The sequence below is a fragment of the Bacillus sp. URHA0034 genome, from assembly GCF_056280405.1.
The window spans coordinates 3670193-3688310 of record NZ_JBWCDK010000002.1 but is presented as its reverse complement, the minus strand read 5'-3'; the positions used below and the strand labels follow the sequence as shown (position 1 = coordinate 3688310).

The window sequence follows — 18118 nt, the reverse complement described above, 5'->3', positions numbered from 1 at the left end:
ACGGCTAAACAATTGGGAAAAAAATTAAGGGACTCAAGAATTGTGAGTCCCTTGTCCTATTAAGAGCGGTCTTTGGCTGTTGTTAATGTTCGTACCATATTCAATAGCGGCTTATGATCTTTGCCCATTAGGCCAATTTTTTCAGCAATAATTTCGATTAACAGAACGATTACACCGATTAAGACGAGGGCGCCGCCAATTCTTGCCTGCGAAAAGATAACGGCAACAAGTCCAAAAAAAGCGGCCATCGCATAGATCAGCAATACGGTTTGCCGATGGGAGAACCCCATTCTCAGCATGCAATGATGGAGATGAGATTTATCAGGAGCTGACAATGGCTGTTTGTTAATGATTCTTCGTATAATCGCGAAGAGGGTGTCAGAAATGGGTACTCCGAGAATGATGATGGGAATAATAAACGAAATAAAGGTTACGTTTTTAAAACCGAGCAGCGATAATACGGAAATGATAAAACCCAAAAAGAGTGCACCTGTATCCCCCATAAAGATACTGGCGGGATGAAAATTGTAAATTAAAAATCCAAGCGTGCTTGCAAGCACAATTAACCCAACGGCCACCACATAGAAATTCCCCTGAATAATTGCCATTCCTGAAATGGCAATTAAGGCAATAGACGAGACACCCGCAGCTAGTCCATCCAGACCATCTATCAAATTAATGGCATTGGTAATTCCCACAATCCAAAGAATCGTAAATGGAATACTTAAAAAACCAAAATGAAGTTGACCACCAAATGGCAGGTTGATAAAAACCATTTGAAGATCACCTAGAAAAACCACATAGCATGCGGCGGCCAGTTGACTCAATAGCTTATATTTAGCAGGTAGTTCAAACAGATCATCACAAAAACCGGTGATGATAATAATAAAGCAACCGACCAGAATAGGGATTGAATACTGACTTACAGGTCTATACAAAAGAATTCCTGCGATAAAACTAATAAAAATGGACAATCCTCCCAGCCTTGGCATTAAGGATGTATGGACTTTTCGCTTATTAGGCTGGTCGGTAGCGCCAATAACAAAGGCTAACTTCTTTATAAGCGGTGTTATAACAATTGTAATAATAAAACAAACTAACAAGGTAAGATAAAGCATGAGACATCCTCCTTGTTAGTCAGTTTGTCCATTTAAGTTAAAACAAAAACAAATCTAAATTAGTAAAAATAGGGAATTATATCACAGTATATAATCGATTTTTTTACATTTTCCGACATAAAAATTCAATTTACGTTATCTACAAAAAAAGGTACAATGATGATTGGTATTTATAACTAAAAATATCATTTTATATAAGGGAGAAATCGTATGTCCGAATTTCAACGTTCTCAGAGAATAAATCAGAAGAAAAAAGGTCGTAAACGGCGTATTTTTATGTGGATATTTATTCCGATTCTTATATTGTTCCTAAGCGGAGCAGCATATGCGACGTCTTTATTGAAAAAAGCAGAATCAGCTGTTAGTAAGTCATATAAACCAGTTAAAACCGTTTCTAAAAGGACTACAAAGGTGAATCCAGATTTAGACAATATTTCAATTCTTCTTATAGGGGTTGATGAGAGCAAAAGTCGTAAAAAGGAATATGGTAATGCAGTTCGGTCTGATGCCCTTTTAGTAGCTACTCTAAATAAAAAGGATAAAACCGTTAAATTATTAAGTATACCGCGCGATTCGTATGTTTATATTCCAGGTAAAGATAAGTATGATAAAATCACTCATGCACATGCTTATGGCGGACCAAAAATGACGATTGAAACAGTACAGGAATTACTAGATATCCCAATTGATTATTACGTGAAGGTAAACTTTTATGCATTTATTGATGTTGTAAATACGTTAGATGGAATTGATGTGGAAGTCCCTTACGCAATCTCTGAACAAGATTCAGAAGACCACCAAAACGCAATTCGCCTAAATCCAGGACTACAAACTTTAAACGGAGAACAAGCTCTCGCATTAGCAAGGACTAGACATAAGGATTCGGATATTATGCGTGGAATGAGGCAGCAAGAAATCTTAAAAGCAATTCTGAAAAAGTCTCTTTCTATTAAATCTATTACCAAGCACACAGACATAATAAATGCTGTTGGCGACAACCTGACTACAAATATGTCTTTTAATGATATGAAATCTCTATTGGATTATGGATTAACAGGTAATGGTCTAACAATCGACACCCTAAACCTAGAAGGTGGGGATGAGTATATCAATAAGGTTTACTATTATAAACTTGATGAAACAAATCTTAATAAAACGAGGAATATCCTAAAGGCACATTTAGGAATTGATTCAACTAATTCAGAAGTCTTAACTGCCACGGATGAACAACTTTAATTACGATCGAAAAAAGCCGAATTACAAAGTAATCCGGCTTATACGATTCTTTATTAAATTTTAATTTCTCCCTATAACCTTTTTAATAAACTACCACTCTATTAAATGAAAGCCATAGGCTTTTTTTTATCGATCTTTTATATTAACTGGCTTTATACCCTTCATGAAATTTAGAAGTGGTTTATAATCTTCTCGAACTAAACCAATTTTCTCGACAATAACCTCTATTGTAATTAATAAAGCTAGTATAACAATCAAAGAGCCCCAAACCGTTGATTGAGAAAAGATAAATGCCGTTAAACCAAAGACAGATGCCATTGCGTAAATTAGTAACACTGTTTGTTTATGAGAAAATCCAGCCCTCATCAAGCAATGATGAAGATGTGATTTATCAGGTGCCGAAAGAGGTTGTTTATTCACTAACCTTCTAATGATTGCAAAGAATGTATCAGAAATCGGAACACCTAAGATAATAATTGGTATAATAAGTGAAATAAACGTTACATTTTTAAATCCAAGAAGTGACAGAACACTAATCATATAGCCCAAGAACAAAGCTCCAGTATCACCCATAAATATTTTGGCCGGATGAAAATTATATACAAGGAAACCAATTGAACTAGCAGCAAGAATTAAGGCGATGACCATAACGTATATATTTCCCATTATCATGGCCATTCCTGCAATAGATAATAGAGCAATGGAAGATACACCCGCAGCCAATCCATCTAATCCATCGATGAGGTTAATTGCATTTGTAATACCGATTATCCAAAACATAGTAATTGGTATACTTAAAATCCCAAATTCTATTTTTCCACCAAATGGTAGATTAATAAATTCCAGATTTAAATCCCCATAAACAGTAACAATTAGAGCTGCTAAAATTTGACCAAACAATTTTACTTTTGGGGATATTTCTTTCATATCATCAGCTACCCCCGTGATGATAATTATAATACCACCAATTATGATTGGCCAATGGTAAGATGCATCTGGGCGTACAATCAAAATTCCAATTACAAAACTAATAAATATTGCCAGTCCACCCATTCTAGGCATTATCTTTTGATGAACTTTTCTTTTATTTGGTCGATCAGTTGCACCAACCTTAAAAGCAAGTCTTTTTATCATAGGTGTAAGGAGTATTGCCGTGAAGAAACAGATAATTAATGTTAGGAATAACATACAGCGCCTCCGTATTTACTGTAAAAATTTTTGATAAATATTAAATAAACAAAGATTAATTGAATATATTAATCTATTTCCTTTTGGATTATAGCATATTCCCCTCTAATAGGAAATATTTTTTACTTTTTCGACAATTTGTACATCCTATAAATACTTTGCTCAAACGAATGTATGGAAAAGCGCTTTGAGGTAAACTCATAAAGTTTAGTACCCATTTCTTTTAGTTTATTATCTTTTTTTAATTGAAAAAGCTTTTTTAATGCTGTAACAATCGTTTTAACTTCTGAGTCATCCAGAACAATACTATAACTGTCATCAGGAATCATATCACGAACACCACCAACATCTGTTGTAATAACTGGAGTTTTTTCCCTAGCAGATTCGAGTAAGACTAAAGGAAAACTTTCCGTTAGTGAAGTCAAAAGTGATATATCGGCTAATTCAAATAAGGCATTAACGTCTTCTCTATAGCCTAGAAATTGAACATGACCTTCTAAACCTTTTTGTTTAACCAGATTTTGAATATCCTTTTTTGTAGGGCCGTCTCCCACCAATAACAATTTTGTTTCCGGCTGGTCAGTTATTAATGATTCAACCGTTTCAATTGCTAAGTCATGACGCTTTACAGGATCAAATCTTGCTACCATTAATATGACGAAATCGTCTTTGGAAAGTTTCAAGGTTTCACGAGGAATTTGTTTCTCAACCCGCATTTGAAAATCAATTCCATTATAAATTGTTTTTACTTTATCCGGAGCTATGCCAAAACCAGACAACATTTCCTTAAATCTTTCTGAAACAGCAAAAAAATAATCGGGTTTCTTCAAAACCATCAAATGTAGTTTCGTAAAAACACTTCCGATAAATCCCCTGCCTAAAAAGTCATTCCTTGGATCGCTGTGCACAGTTGTCATCCACGTAACTTTTGTTAATTTGCTGATTAAATATCCATACAAATTCGCTCTAGCTCCGTGGGTATGGATAATATCAATGTTTTCATGCTTTATGTACTTTATTACTCTGAAAATTATTCCAAAATTGTACCTAGTATCTTGCTCAAATACAACTGTATGTATCCCAGCAGCTAATGACTTTTCATAGAATACATGTTTTTCAAAAAGTCCTAATACAAAATGGTCAGGTTCTTTAGACAGTTCTTTAAGAAGAGACAGGATATGGACCATCCCTCCTCCTGTTTCGTTACCTGCATTTAAGTGCAATACTTTCATTATTATCTCCCTATCATCTATTCGATTTAAATTTTTCATTCGAGATTTTAATTAGAAATAAGGGTAACACTAACATTCTTCTCCAACGACTGGGTTGTTTTAATAAGCGGTATAGCCATTCCAAGTTCATTCTCTGCCATATGATTGGCGCTCTCTTAACCTCGCCAGCGATTACATCAAAACTTCCGCCAACCCCCATGAAAATACCTTTATCAAAGTTGTTCATATTTTGTGCAATCCATTGTTCTTGCCTTGGGAATCCTAATGCAACAAAGATAAGATCAGGTTTTTTTTCTGCAATCTCATCTGCTATGTTTGAAGAACTCCAATCGAAATACCCATCGTGCCATCCGGAAATATTTAGATTTGGATAATTTTCTTTAATATTGTTTACCGCTTTCTCAATTACTTCCCTTTTAGCACCTAAAAAATAAGCAGACCAATTTTTTTCATTTCCTTCTCTTAATAATTGCAATAATAAATCATATCCTGCGATCCTTTCTGGTAATGGATTACCTAGAATTCTCGAGGCTATTACCACTCCAATACCATCAGCAATGATATAATCGGCACTATTTACAACGGAGGCATATGCTGTATCTTTATCTGCCTCCATCACAATTTCAGGATTTGCGGTGACAACAAAAGTTTTCTGCTTATCTTCGATTTTCATTACTAAATCCTTTAAAAGCTTTCCTTTTGTAATGGAATCAAAAGCCATGTTTAATATTTTAACTTTATTACTGTTCATAATATATCCATCCCCAAGAACAAATATTTTCAAACGATTGAGTTTTAATGCCCGATGCAATGCGAGCTAAAAATCAAGTCAATATAAGGTTAATCTAAATGTCAATTATATTCGATTCTTTTTCCTTTGACAAACGGTATCAGATAGCCGTTCCACTAGACGGCTGGTTTTCCAAACATCCCCATATCCATTTCCAAACTCAAATGATAAAACAGGAAAATAGGAGGACAAAAAAAGATAATTTACAACAAATAATTCTATTCTTCTATTAAAATCCAAGCATTCCCCCTCCATTCCTACTAAATATATGTCGGATATTAACTTTTGTTAATAAATTTTGGAAATTTAACCCTTCAAAATATTTTAAAAAATGAATGATATAATAGCAGCGTAAAATCCACGAGCACAGCATTAACTATAGCACTTATGGTTATTCTATATTAAAATATATAATGGCTAAAAAATGTAGATGTTTAGAAATTAGCTTTGGTAAACGATATTTCTGTTTTTTATACACTGTTGATTAGAGGAGTACGGGGCAAGGGAAAGCGGGCTTCTTTCGCTGCAATCAACAGCCAATATCACAGAACCTAGAAATTAAAAATGGGAGTAGAATCAAGCAAAGAAGGGGAAATGAACAGAGATGCCACTAATTAGAAAAAAACTAACAAATACTATTGAAAATATATTTTTACTGTTTATTTTAGTCCAACCGATTTTAGATTTAATTACATCATTGTCAATTATTCATTTTAAATCTCAATTTACGGCAGGCATTATCATCAGGTTTGTAATTATGTTACTTGGAATAAGTTATATTTTCTTTTTTTCCTATTCCAAAAATAAACGTACAAGTATTATTTATTTATTTTTGCTTGGTCTTCTTTTAATAATGGGACTTATCAACAATATGATGGTAAAATCGCCTATTAGTGTTGGTGAGGAGATCAAGTTCCTATTTAAGACGGTATATTTTGTTATTCTCTTTTATACTTATCTTTTTGTGTTTAAGCAACTGAATTCGAAGTCCGAATGGCAAACTATTGTTCAAAAGTATTTCTTTTACGCGATGTCTCTAGTGGGTATAACCATGTTACTAGCTGATTTAACTAATACTGCTTTCAATAGTTATAAATATAACAAAGTAGGGCACAGTGGCTGGTTTTATGCAGGAAATGAGCTTGGCGCTATAATGTCTATATGCTTCCCAATTATTGTCTTATATGCTTTTAAGAAAACTTCCTCATTTAAAACAGCTTATTACTGGATTCCCACAATCCTGTTAGTTTATTCGTTACTAGCAGTCGGGACTAAGGTTGGATTTGGTGCAGCTTCCATTACGCTTATCCTTAGCCTATTTCTAATGGTTATTGAATTCATAAAGAGTAAAAAGGGGCAGAGGAATACGATAAAAGTAAACCTTATAATAAATGCTATCATCCTAATTCTGTTTACCATTTATATACCTTTTTCTCCTATAGCTGAAAACACTGCTATCCATTTAACCTTACTAAAAAATGAACAAAAAACAGCACCTCCTTCCGATAAAAAAAATGTGGAGAAGGATGTTCCTGAGAACAAAGAGTTAGATAAACAGCAGATGGAAAACTTAATTCTTAGCGGAAGAGGCTCCTACTTAGAGCAACAAAAACAATATTTCAACCACGCGCCTATATCCCAAAAACTACTTGGAATGGGGTACGCAGGCAATTATACAAAACAGCCCAAATTAATAGAAATGGACTTTTATGATTTATTTTTTTCGTTTGGGATTCTAGGTTTTATCTTGTATTTTAGTCCTTTTATTTTCTTTGCATTCTTGATTGGAAAAAAGGTTTTGTTAAACCTGAAGACACAGTTCAATTTTGAAAACGTAATGGTGGCTTGTGGGATAGTTTTAGGTTTAGGCATAGCTTACACAGCAGGGCATGTATTTACAGCACCGGCTGTTAGCATCTACCTAGCTATTTTAGTTGCTTATTTGTACATGAGAGTGGTTTCCCCCACAGCTAAATAAACAAATTTTAAGTAACCTGGTTAAACTGGGTTACTTTTTTAGAGAAATATTAATTGAGGTGAATAATTAATGCCAAAAATAACTGTATTAATGCCTGTATATAATGCTGCTGAATACATTAGGGAAACAATTGATAGTGTTTTGAGCCAATCATTTACTGATTTTGAATTTCTTATCATTAACGATGGTTCCACTGATGAAAGTGAAGAAATTATTAAATCATATTCAGATCCAAGAATTCGACTAGTAAATAATGAAAAGAACATGAGGTTAATTGCAACTTTAAATAGAGGGATTGAATTAGCAGAAGGAGAATATATTGCCCGGATGGATGCTGATGATATTTGTCTTCCAACCCGTTTAGAAAAGCAGTATAAAGTCATGGAGGATAATAAGGACATTGCTCTTTGTGGAACCGGTATAAAAATGATGGGGAAAAAATTCTTCCAGCCACTTGTCATTTCCAATCCGAATACAATAAGAAATGTTATGCGTGCATTCAATGTCTTTTTTCATCCAACCGTTATGTTTAGAACGAGTATACTAATTGAGAATAATTATCGTTATGATCCCAATTATCTTCATGCAGAGGATTATCAACTATTTCAGCTCATGAGTGAGAAGTTCAAACTAACAAATATCGATGAACCATTACTACTGTATCGACTATCCCCCGGTGGAATTAGTAGGGTCCACAATACAGAACAACAGACAATGACATATAAAATTACGACAGAAGCATTGAAAAGAATTGGAATAAACTTTAATCGAAATCAATATGCCGATCGCTATTTGTCTAAACATCAGATTACTGAAATAAAAGAAAAATTAGAACAAATCAGCGATCAGGCCGAAGAACATAACCATGATAAAAAAGAGGTTCTCAATTGGCTTTGGCTTGATTTAAGCAATCGGGGTTCACATCATGGATTTTGGATGTGGAAAATGTTTCTTTCCCTTAAAATACTCAATACAAGCCTCCTGAATAAAAAATTGGTTTATAAATTTTACCTAAAATGCCTGCTTAAAAAGTAAACATAGAGTAGGCGCATGAAAATTTCATGCGCCTCTCACAGATCCGTACGTGCGGGTCATCGCATACGGCTCCTCCACTTTATCCCCTTTGAGGATGTAGTTCATTGTAAATGTCTAAAAGAAAAACAAGTTTAATTTCTCGAAACCTTTCATTAGGAATCGCAAAATGTACTTGTTCGGTTTTAGAATTCCTCCATCTAGTCATTGAAAGACGCGGAAGGTCGCCCTTCCAATTCCTTTTTCGAAGCTCCCTGTGGAGCTTTCTTATTTTTCTCCAGCTTCTTAGCTGAATCATCCTAAGCCTTCTTCGAATCCATGAGTCTAACTTTTGAAATAAAGTCTTTGAAAATCCAACCCCAAAGTATCTTCCCCATCCTCTAACAATGGGGTTTATTCGATTCTTGACGAATTCTTCCAAATTAACTGTTAGGTTTCTTCTCGTTACATCCTTGATACTTTTCTTGAATTTCTTTACTGCTTTGTCTGATGGAGAATGGAAATACCCTTTTTTGAAAACGTAACCTAGGAAGACAAACGGTTCTTCATAATTATCTACAATTTTAGTTTTGTCAGGGTGAACTTTCAAACCTAATTTTTCCTCTAAGAGCTTCACTACGGTTCTTAGTACTCTTTCTGCACCCTTTCGGGATTTGCAACAGATGACGAAGTCATCCGCATACCTTGTAATACGGTGACCTCTTTCCATCATCATTTCATCGAGTGGATGCAGATAGATGTTTGCTAATAATGGACTGATTACGCCACCCTGAGGACTCCCAGTGTCACTTTCATAAAAACTTCCGTTTTCAAGGATTCCCGATTTTAGGAATTGCATTATTAATGCTAGTACGCTACTGTCCACAACTTCTTCTTTGATTAAATCGATAAGCTTATCATGAGGAATTGAATCAAAATAGGTCTTTATATCCGCATCAATTACAAAGTTATACCCATCCATCAAATCCTGTCGGATTTTATCTATCGCCATATGTGCACTACGGTTCGGACGAAATCCAAAACTACAGTCTAAGAATTTCTGTTCAAAGATTGGTTCAAGTATTCTTTTGGTTGCGGCTTGGAGAATACGGTCTTCTACTGTTGGAATTCCTAGTGGACGTTTTGTACCATCAGCTTTTGGAATGAAAACTCTTCTGACTGGTTTTGCACGATATGTTTTTAAACGCAGAGATTCTTGGAGCACTCTTAAGTTGTGTTCCAATTCTATTTCATACTCTTTAATCGTTACTTTATCCACTCCGTGTGAACCGCGATTTTTCTTCACGTCATAAAAGGCTAGTTCCAGGTTTTGATAGTTCCATAATTTGTCCATTAAGCTGTACCACTTGCGTTTCTTTTTAGAATTCTCCACTACACGTAAGCTTCGTTTTCCTATTGCTTCATTCATGCATTCGTTTCCTTTCCCAATACATTATCAACTGAATAGGTAAAACCAATGGCTGATATTTAATATTAGTACTTCGCCCTAAACAACCTACTTTCTTTCGGTCTCGATTCTTCGGCTTTCTGCCTCATCGACTTCTGTTTAGTACATGACGAGTAGATAAGTTCGTATTGCTTATCTTCCATGGACAGACGGGCTTCGCATCAGTTCACTGCCTTTTGGGTCAATGTCTGCCTTATCAACATTGTGATAAGTCACTTGTCTTTGTGGCGTTTCCAACAAGTTTAATCACTACTATCCCCTGCTCTGACTTCTCACCTTCCATAGTCCATTTCTTGTCCTTCGCGGCTTTGAAAAAGAGTTACCACCTACGGTGGAGATGATGAGATCTCCTTGGGTCACGTTCATCGCCTTTCACTCGAAGCCAGTCCTCATAACTAATAAGATACAGTGTGGTATTGGACGTCCCCATTTTGCGCAGGGTTATCCCATCTTATCAGCCAACATGGTTACAGCCACCTGTTCCGAGCTTTGCCTTCAGGTCCTCCGCACGAAATCTCACGATACTCGCACTACCTGTTAGCTATACATTTCCGCCACAACGGCATGTTAGGGACTTTCACCCATTAGAGCGATGCGCTGCCAAGCGCACGCAAAAGACCAGCAATTTATTTTGCTGGTCTTTTCAATGCTACCTGTCCTATTCTTTCAACTGCGAATACCTTTGGGATCTCAACTAATTAGGCTACTCTATAGCCAATAGGAGGGGACTAAATCTTCCATTCTAAAATAGTTTTCCCCCACGAGGAGGTTAAATCCTTTTCAAATGCTTGTAAAATATCTTGAATGGATTTGACCTCATAGATGTCTCCTATTAACGTTTGAAGATACTCCACTACCTCAGGAAATTCTTTCATAAAGTCGATACTATTTATAAAATCCTGTCTACCGCTTCGGCTACTTCCAATCAGGGTGATTCCTTTCTCTAAAATCATTCTGGTATTTATTTCAACAGGGTATTCTGAAACTCCCAAAATTGAAATAGATCCTTCTGGATGAATATAATCAATTATTTGGTTAATGGCAGCTTGACTCCCTTTGCCGCCTACACATTCAAACCCATGGTTAATACTTAAGTCTGCCGGTATTTTATCAATCTCAAAAGTTTCATCTACAAAAGAAAAGTTATTCAATTTATACTCTGTCTTCCCAAACACATAGACTTTACTAGCTTTGTACTTTTTCTTCAGAATTAATGCGGTAATAAATCCGAGATTTCCATCCCCCCAAATCCCAAAAACCTCGCGCCTTTTGTGAGCCCTAGCTTCAAATCGTGTGATGGCATGCATCGCAATGGTGAAAAGCTCCGTAAATGCAGCAACAAACGGATTAATGTCCTCTGGTATTTCAACTATGCGATCCCTTTTAAGAAAGACATAATCCTGCATAAAGCCATCATAACCGCTCGAACGGAATTTGCTTGTCTGAAGGTAATTCTCCGCAATAATCTCATCACTTTCTGAAGGTGAATTAGGAACCATGACAACAGGTGTACCGATTGGGAATGCCTTTCTAGGGTCATAGACAACTTTTCCAATTCCCTCATGAATAAGGGCCATTGGCAGTTTTTTCGTCATAGCTTCCTTGCCGCGAGACCCTGTATAGTATCTTTGGTCGGCTGCACAAATAGATAAATGAGTAGGCCTGACTACCACAAAGTCTTCATCAAATTGCAGGGAACGATCCTTATAAGAAACCTCAAATTGTCTTGGGGAAACTAAACGATAAACTTGGTTAATCATTTTGCGATCCACTCCTGAATAAACGCATTTGCTATTTTTAAATCGTAAGGTGTGGTTATTTTTATATTAAAAACTTCTCCTCTGACAAGTCTAACCTTTTCACCTTGTAGAGAAAATATTTTACAGGCATCCGTTAATATACTCTTCTGATTATCAGAGAGTAAGGAATAGGAATCCACCAACTTTTTGATATTAAAACTTTGTGGTGTTTGTCCCTGGAACATCATCCTTCTAATGGGAATATCAGAAATGAATTCGCTATCCTCGGATTGAATGATTGTATCAGTCGCTTCAATCACTGTATCGACTGCACCCCATTCTAATGCTTCTACAATGTTTTCCTCAATGATTCTGTGTGTTAAAAAAGGTCTGACTGAGTCATGAGTAACAATGATATCGTCATCATTAATACCAAAATTATCTTCTATATAACGAATTCCACTCATAATTGATTCGTTTCGATCAGAACCGCCTTCTACTACAATAATCCGCCCCTCTGAGCCAATATGTTTGTTGATGATATCCCTTGTATGGTTAATCCATTCTTTTGGGGATATAACCAAAATTTTATCAAATCGATGATTTAAAATAAATTTCTCAATCGTATGTATAATAATCGGCTTATTATTTAAGGTTAAGAATTGCTTTGGCATATTAATATTTCCCATTCTAGTTCCTTTACCGCCAGCAAGAATTTCTGCATAAATCATGTTTTAAAACCTCTTTTCTTTTTAATAATGCATCAATACTTTTTTAAAAATAAACCTCATATCATTCCAGGATATGAGGTTAGTAAGTTAAAGTCACTGCACGATTAATGGGATTTAAACCGAACAAGAACTACTGAAAGTAATTTTTGAAAAAGCTCTCGCGAAGTATAAGCCCAAAATCCTAACATAATGATTAACGAAACTGCATTACCGATAGTTTTAGTATAATAAAAGAAATAAGCTGAAATCAAAAAGAATATGGTTAAAGAAATGAGATATTTATAATTCATGGTAATTTTCACTGTTTTTTGAATGATGATGTACCTCATAATTATCGTTGCAAGGAATCCTAATAAAATGGACAACGCTGCGGCTTGCAATCCAATGATACCAATAAGCGTATAAACAGTTAATACGCTAATAACACTGCCGACTATGGTGGTTGAAAAAATAACTTTGGTTTGTTTTTCAGCCCCATAGATATGACCAAAGAAATTACTAATGGCACTGGCAATGGTCCCTGCATAAAAAATTGGAAGGATTGCTTTTGCTTCCCGATATTCATGGGCAATAAAGTATGGAAAAATTAAAAAAGTAAACGGAATGAGTATGAGCATTCCTCCACAAAGAAACCGAATATAAATATTTAAAGTATTGGTATAGTTCTTTCCTCGCTCAGCTTGATTACTTAAAGCAAACGCTGACTCCTGCCATGCTAACGAAAAGACAGACACGAATATACTAATCGCAGTGGTGAACCTGGCAGAAATTGCGTAAATACCATTATAATCCATTCCCATTTTTTTCAATATCATTATCTTGTTGAAGTTAGTAAGAAACCAAAAGGTCACAGAATTAATCATTAATGGAGCACAATACTTGGCCATTTCTTTGATAATTTTTTTATCAAGATCCTTTAGTGACATTTTTAGGATTAGTCCGGTTCCCAATTCGATGATAATTATCGATAAAAGCATACCGGCACAAGCAGATATTAAGAGTGCATCTATTTTCATATTATAGTTAATAATTAAAATAAGATTTAATACCGCAGTGGCCAAAGTGGAGACAATACCTGATACCATGAAAAGAACATTCTTTCCTAGCCCTCTGACTCCAAATTGGTATAAATTTTGGAATAACGTTAAGATACCATAGAAAAAAATCCACAGTGAATAATCGATGTCCATAATTTGATTAGTTATCCAAAATAAAATGACGGAAAGTACGACCAATACTAGTGAAAAAAATAAACCGTTTGTAAATACCTTCCGTTTATCCTTTTCCTCAGTATAGTCAAACATTAACCGCAGAATACCGTTCCAAACTTCAATAAAAAGCATAGGAACGACGACGCTTATAATAGAAGTAACTAAATCAAAATAACCTAAGTCTGCTGGAGGCAAATATTTCGTATATATTGGCAATAAAAGAAATGATACCAGTCTAACGGCTACATTTCCAAAAAAGTAAATGATAATATTCTTTATAAGTTTAGACATTAAGACCTATTTCCTCATTTCATAACCTTCTGGATAGTTATCCAAGATACTCCTTCTCGAAATCCACAAAATACGGATTATGGTTCATTCGCTTTTCAATCGGCGGCAACTCCATGTAGTTGCCATATAATCTAGATAAATACTGATCCCATTCATACGGAACTGGTAATTTGTGACCCTCAAACTCCATTTTTTTCGGTTCCCCAAAAAATTCCACTGGCATTGCTTCTTTATCATATCCGGCTCTTCCCAAAATATTTGCCATTAACTTAGTTTGTTTCGATGATTTCCAAGCAGTAACCCAGTCAATAATGGAATGAATTAAACTCCAAGGAAAAACTCCCGCAATAGTGGACCTAATTAAACTCTTCAACGGACTAGCCGTTTTGGGCTGCACTTTGCAATCGCGGATATAATTAAACAAGTTATAAATTCTCTTCTGTGTATTACGTACTAAAGGGTTATCAGGGACACCATCCAGAGGGAACAAGTCAATAAAGATCCCGTGATGAATCTTAAAGTTTTTTAACTCTTCTTGGACAAATGCGGTATTGTTACAGCGTATTTTGGCAAACTGATACATATAATGCTTATCCGTTTTATTAGTTTGAAGAAAGTATTTTTCTGCTAATTCAGACTTACATAACTTCAGAAACTCATTATAGTCTTCCCTCGGCAATCCGATGTCAATGTCGTCATCCCAGGGGATAAACCCTTTATGCCTTGCAGCACCAAGAGCAGTTCCACCAATAAGATAGTAGGTTAAGTTATATTTTTTACAAATCCGATCAACTTCCATTAATACTTCTAGTTCCTTTAATTGAAGAAACCTTAATTTTTCGGCTTCCATTCAAAACATCCTATCCCTTTTTTTATTTTTAGGCTCGTTAAAATCAACAGTATCCATTAACACAGCCTATTTTTAAAGTGTACTTCTCCATTTTGCACTTTTTTATTTTACTTCAATTCACTTTTAATATGTAAATATCATTTCAATTCTAGGACCATAAATTAGTTTATTCTTTTAGAAAACTTTTTGCAACGATTTATGATAAACGGCAATTAATAATACTACTTTAGAAGACTTACTCCCCAATCACATATTTCAACCTACTATTACATTTTACTAAAAAGTGAAATTGCCGATTTTCCCAATAAGACCAATAAAAAACCATGAATACCAACTAAAAAAGAATGGTACTCATGGTTTTAAATCTAGTGTTATTGTGTTATTGCAGCAAATATTTTTTACTGAAGTTCTCTAAGTACGTATTTACAGCTAATCCAACCATCTTTTCCACTCGACAAATTCACTTTATACCACTGTTGTGAAGTGTCCATAATAGGCTCTTTATTATTATCCAAAATTAACTGGATATAATTATTTAAATATACAGTTCCTATAAGATTGTCTACCGTAATTTCGGGTGTGGAACGCACATTAACCATATCTGCGTTCGTAACTCTACCTAAATTTAGAACATTAAAATAATTTTGGTACTTAGAAAAGTCAATCCTGTTTGTCCAATCGACCGTATCATTAAATTGTACCTTTAACTTATAATCATTGGACTTCTCAAGAAGAACAAACGTTGATCCTGCTTTAATCGTAATCGTATTAGCAATTATATCAACTTTTGCTACCGCTTGGATGTTAGCAGGAAATTGATCGCTTCCTGCCGGAATACCAGGAACAGCAGGAATCGTGGTGTTAATGGCGGCATTCTCGTAATAATTTTTATCAAACGGTAAAATCTTTTGCATGTGCTGTGCAATAGCATTGGCCCAGTTTGGATCGGACGCATACCAATAATTCATGCCAATACTTTTGCTTGCATCACGAACACCAGTTGATCCATTTGTCCGGTAACCGAGAAAAGCACCTTCAAAATGGGTACCTGCTGGATTTAAATAATCTGATTTTATTTTTTGAGCAATATAATTGATACAGTCATCAATGGTTGAAAAACGATAGGCTCCTACAAAAGGAGTAATATCAAAAGCTCCGTATCCAAATAGGTTCAATTTACCTAAAGAAATGTTGGAGGTTCCAAAACCACTTTCGTGGATGGCATGCGCTGCCAAGTAAAGGGCATTTACACCATACGTTTTTCCTGCATCGATAAAGGCTTGACCTTTATTTAATAACACACTTGGCCGGCCATTTACATTCGCAGCGATGTATGAATTAATTTGACTGGCGGTTACGGGAGAAGTCGTCCGCAAATCAATAAATTTATAATCATCTGTTTTTACATATTCTTTTAAGTAAATACTAGAAACATACCCTGTATTGCCGTTATAAGTAACTTTAAACCAGCCATTACTTGTTTGCTCCGCAGATGTTACTGTTGATCCATTTGGAATAATAGTAAGAACGGATGCTGAGGTATTATCTGCTTGTCTTAATCTAAGATCGTCTGTTACTAAATATGTTTTTTTCGTTAATACTAACGGATTTTCTGTGTTTTGCGGATCCGATTGAAGATCGGTTCCAGGAACATATCCTGTTTTCCCCTGATAGGTAACTTCATACCAACTGCCAATAGTCTTTGCTGAGGAGATAATCGTATCTTTAGGCAGATTGACTAATTTCCCAAAACTAGTTCCATAGGATGAGTACAAATAGGAATCCTTATTCGTCTGATAATTGGCATTGGGAAAGGTTTTAACAGAAGCGGCCGTTACATCACTGCTGATCACATACAAGGTTTGGCCACTATAAGAAACTCGATAATAGGTTTGGCCAACGCTGTTGACAACCTTTTGAGTAGATAATAGACCGTTTCCTGCATCAAGAGTAGATACTGCTTTATTCTTACTATCAGGAGCAGGATATAAGCTCACCGTTTTATTCGTAAAATAATAGGTTCCCGTTGTAGTGCTATAAATATAGTATTCTTTTAAAAATTCGCCGCTTACCCAACCGGTTGCGGTAACATTTTTCCCATTGCTCGTATACGTATAGGATACTTTGTACCAGGATCCACTTTTCTCTGAAGAGGTAACGATTTTGCCCATAGGAATCGTCGTAATCGTTTTATAAGTTGCTCCTGCTCCTGTACGCAAATTTAAATTTGCTGTCGTTTGGTAAGAAGCTTTTACTACAGTTGTTGGGACCACTGGTTTCACAGGAGTTGGCGAGGCCGCTTTAAGGTCTGATCCTGGAATGTATCCTGTTTTCCCTTGATAGGTTACTTGATACCAGCTCCCAATAGTCTTCACAGAGGAGATAATTGTATCTTTTGGAATCCCAATCAATTTGGCATAACTATTTCCGTATGATGAATATAAAAAAGAATTCCTTGTAAGTTGATAATTGGCTTTAGTAAAGGATTTAACAGGGCCTGCTGAAACATCACTGCTGATCACATACAAGTTCTTTCCATTATAGGAGACGCGATACCAGGTTTGTCCAATGCTGTTTACCACTTTTTGAGTAGATAATAGACCGTTTCCGGCAACAAGAGTGGAGGCAGCCTTATTCTTTTTATCAGGTGTAGGATATAGACTAGTTGTTTTATTGGTAAAGTAATAGGTTCCAGCTGTATTGCTATAAATATAGGATTCTTTTAGGAAACTCCCGGTTACCCAACCGGTCATACTAACATTTTTTCCTTTGACCGTGTAGGTATAGGCTACTTTATACCATGATCCTTTTCTCACTGTGGAGGTAATAATTTTCCCTTTAGGAATGGTAATAATAGTTTTGTAGTTAGTCCCTGCTCCTGTACGTACATTTAGATTTGCTGTCGTTTGGTAAGAGGTTTTTATAAGCGTGTCGGCATAAACGTGACCCAAACTGTTTGATGCATAGGGGATAACTGCACCGCTTCCCAGCAATAAACCGGTAGATAGGACCACCACTTTCCCTATTTTTTTCAAATAACCCACTCCCTATATATATATCTATTTATATAAAAAAATATAAAATGACAATTTAATTTGTTTGTCTACCCTCAAAAACTAGAAAAATATTCCGAAATATAATATATTATCGCTTATTATGACGAATTATGAAATAGTTTCATGACAAAACACCTATTAAATTGCAAAAAATGAGCAATTTTTCCTATATTGGAATATGGGGGGGCAAAATCCCAGTAACTTTTTCGTTAGATAAAA

14 protein-coding genes are annotated in these 18118 nt (G+C 35.4%); 3 read left to right on the top strand and 11 right to left on the bottom strand.

What is annotated here, in order from left to right; translation table 11 throughout:
• Nucleotides 1–59: 59 nt before the first annotated feature.
• Nucleotides 60–1118 (bottom strand): glycosyltransferase family 4 protein, encoded by a 1059-nt coding sequence (locus ACZ9EE_RS19755; RefSeq protein WP_476029768.1) that lies wholly within the window; start codon nt 1116–1118, stop codon nt 60–62.
• 210 nt (nt 1119–1328) lie between these two features.
• Here ACZ9EE_RS19755 and ACZ9EE_RS19750 point away from each other — a divergent pair, with 210 nt between their 5' ends.
• Complete coding sequence (locus ACZ9EE_RS19750) at nt 1329–2354, top strand: LCP family protein (protein ID WP_476029766.1); 1026 nt, start codon at nt 1329–1331, stop codon at nt 2352–2354.
• 126 nt (nt 2355–2480) lie between these two features.
• Here ACZ9EE_RS19750 and ACZ9EE_RS19745 read toward each other — a convergent pair whose 3' ends face one another.
• From ACZ9EE_RS19745 to ACZ9EE_RS19730, 4 genes are all read right to left on the bottom strand, one after another.
• Nucleotides 2481–3542, bottom strand: coding sequence for a glycosyltransferase family 4 protein (locus ACZ9EE_RS19745; RefSeq protein ID WP_476029764.1), 1062 nt, complete (start codon nt 3540–3542; stop codon nt 2481–2483).
• Nucleotides 3543–3664: 122 nt separating this feature from the next.
• Nucleotides 3665–4813: a glycosyltransferase family 4 protein gene (locus ACZ9EE_RS19740; RefSeq protein ID WP_476029762.1), complete on the bottom strand. Its 1149-nt coding sequence runs from the start codon at nt 4811–4813 to the stop codon at nt 3665–3667.
• Nucleotides 4788–5558: a WecB/TagA/CpsF family glycosyltransferase gene (locus tag ACZ9EE_RS19735; protein WP_476029760.1), complete on the bottom strand. Its 771-nt coding sequence runs from the start codon at nt 5556–5558 to the stop codon at nt 4788–4790. Before ACZ9EE_RS19735 ends, ACZ9EE_RS19740 begins: the two co-directional genes overlap by 26 nt.
• 72 nt (nt 5559–5630) lie before the next feature.
• Nucleotides 5631–5804 (bottom strand): hypothetical protein, encoded by a 174-nt coding sequence (locus ACZ9EE_RS19730; RefSeq protein ID WP_476029758.1) that lies wholly within the window; start codon nt 5802–5804, stop codon nt 5631–5633.
• Between the two features lie 364 nt (nt 5805–6168).
• Between ACZ9EE_RS19730 and ACZ9EE_RS19725 the strand changes: the two genes are divergently transcribed.
• On the top strand, nt 6169–7542 hold the full coding sequence (locus ACZ9EE_RS19725) for an O-antigen ligase family protein (RefSeq protein WP_476029756.1): 1374 nt from the start codon (nt 6169–6171) through the stop codon (nt 7540–7542).
• 69 nt (nt 7543–7611) lie between these two features.
• Nucleotides 7612–8577, top strand: a complete 966-nt coding sequence (locus ACZ9EE_RS19720) for a glycosyltransferase family 2 protein (protein ID WP_476029754.1) — start codon at nt 7612–7614, stop codon at nt 8575–8577.
• Between the two features lie 79 nt (nt 8578–8656).
• Here the strand turns inward: ACZ9EE_RS19720 and ltrA are convergent, their stop codons facing one another.
• From ltrA to ACZ9EE_RS19690, 6 genes are all read right to left on the bottom strand, one after another.
• Entirely contained in the window at nt 8657–9982 is a 1326-nt protein-coding gene (gene ltrA, locus ACZ9EE_RS19715) for a group II intron reverse transcriptase/maturase (protein WP_476025550.1), read from the bottom strand.
• A 767-nt stretch (nt 9983–10749) separates the two neighbouring features.
• Nucleotides 10750–11781, bottom strand: a complete 1032-nt coding sequence (locus tag ACZ9EE_RS19710; protein ID WP_476029752.1) for a ribitol-5-phosphate dehydrogenase — start codon at nt 11779–11781, stop codon at nt 10750–10752.
• Nucleotides 11778–12491: an IspD/TarI family cytidylyltransferase gene (locus tag ACZ9EE_RS19705; RefSeq protein WP_476029750.1), complete on the bottom strand. Its 714-nt coding sequence runs from the start codon at nt 12489–12491 to the stop codon at nt 11778–11780. The genes ACZ9EE_RS19710 and ACZ9EE_RS19705 overlap by 4 nt, the downstream gene beginning before the upstream one ends.
• Before the next feature lie 104 nt (nt 12492–12595).
• Complete coding sequence (locus ACZ9EE_RS19700; protein WP_476029748.1) at nt 12596–13993, bottom strand: lipopolysaccharide biosynthesis protein; 1398 nt, start codon at nt 13991–13993, stop codon at nt 12596–12598.
• 37 nt (nt 13994–14030) lie between these two features.
• Nucleotides 14031–14843 carry a LicD family protein gene (locus ACZ9EE_RS19695; protein ID WP_476029747.1) on the bottom strand — a complete coding sequence of 271 codons (813 nt, stop codon included), beginning with the start codon at nt 14841–14843 and terminating at the stop codon, nt 14031–14033.
• A gap of 398 nt (nt 14844–15241) precedes the next feature.
• On the bottom strand, nt 15242–17878 hold the full coding sequence (locus ACZ9EE_RS19690; RefSeq protein ID WP_476029745.1) for an SH3 domain-containing protein: 2637 nt from the start codon (nt 17876–17878) through the stop codon (nt 15242–15244).
• Between the last annotated feature and the right edge of the window lie 240 nt (nt 17879–18118).

Bases quoted from the DNA above. Each gene is read 5' to 3' on its own strand.
- ACZ9EE_RS19705 (WP_476029750.1), bottom strand. From the start codon at position 12,491: ATGATTTATGCAGAAATTCTTGCTGGCGGTAAAGGAACTAGAATGGGA.
- ACZ9EE_RS19695 (WP_476029747.1), bottom strand. From the start codon at position 14,843: ATGGAAGCCGAAAAATTAAGGTTTCTTCAATTAAAGGAACTAGAAGTA.
- ACZ9EE_RS19750 (WP_476029766.1), top strand. From the start codon at position 1,329: ATGTCCGAATTTCAACGTTCTCAGAGAATAAATCAGAAGAAAAAAGGT.
- ACZ9EE_RS19755 (WP_476029768.1), bottom strand. From the start codon at position 1,118: ATGCTTTATCTTACCTTGTTAGTTTGTTTTATTATTACAATTGTTATA.
- ACZ9EE_RS19745 (WP_476029764.1), bottom strand. From the start codon at position 3,542: ATGTTATTCCTAACATTAATTATCTGTTTCTTCACGGCAATACTCCTT.
- ltrA (WP_476025550.1), bottom strand. From the start codon at position 9,982: ATGAATGAAGCAATAGGAAAACGAAGCTTACGTGTAGTGGAGAATTCT.
- ACZ9EE_RS19725 (WP_476029756.1), top strand. From the start codon at position 6,169: ATGCCACTAATTAGAAAAAAACTAACAAATACTATTGAAAATATATTT.
- ACZ9EE_RS19700 (WP_476029748.1), bottom strand. From the start codon at position 13,993: ATGTCTAAACTTATAAAGAATATTATCATTTACTTTTTTGGAAATGTA.
- ACZ9EE_RS19720 (WP_476029754.1), top strand. From the start codon at position 7,612: ATGCCAAAAATAACTGTATTAATGCCTGTATATAATGCTGCTGAATAC.
- ACZ9EE_RS19710 (WP_476029752.1), bottom strand. From the start codon at position 11,781: ATGATTAACCAAGTTTATCGTTTAGTTTCCCCAAGACAATTTGAGGTT.
- ACZ9EE_RS19740 (WP_476029762.1), bottom strand. From the start codon at position 4,813: ATGAAAAATTTAAATCGAATAGATGATAGGGAGATAATAATGAAAGTA.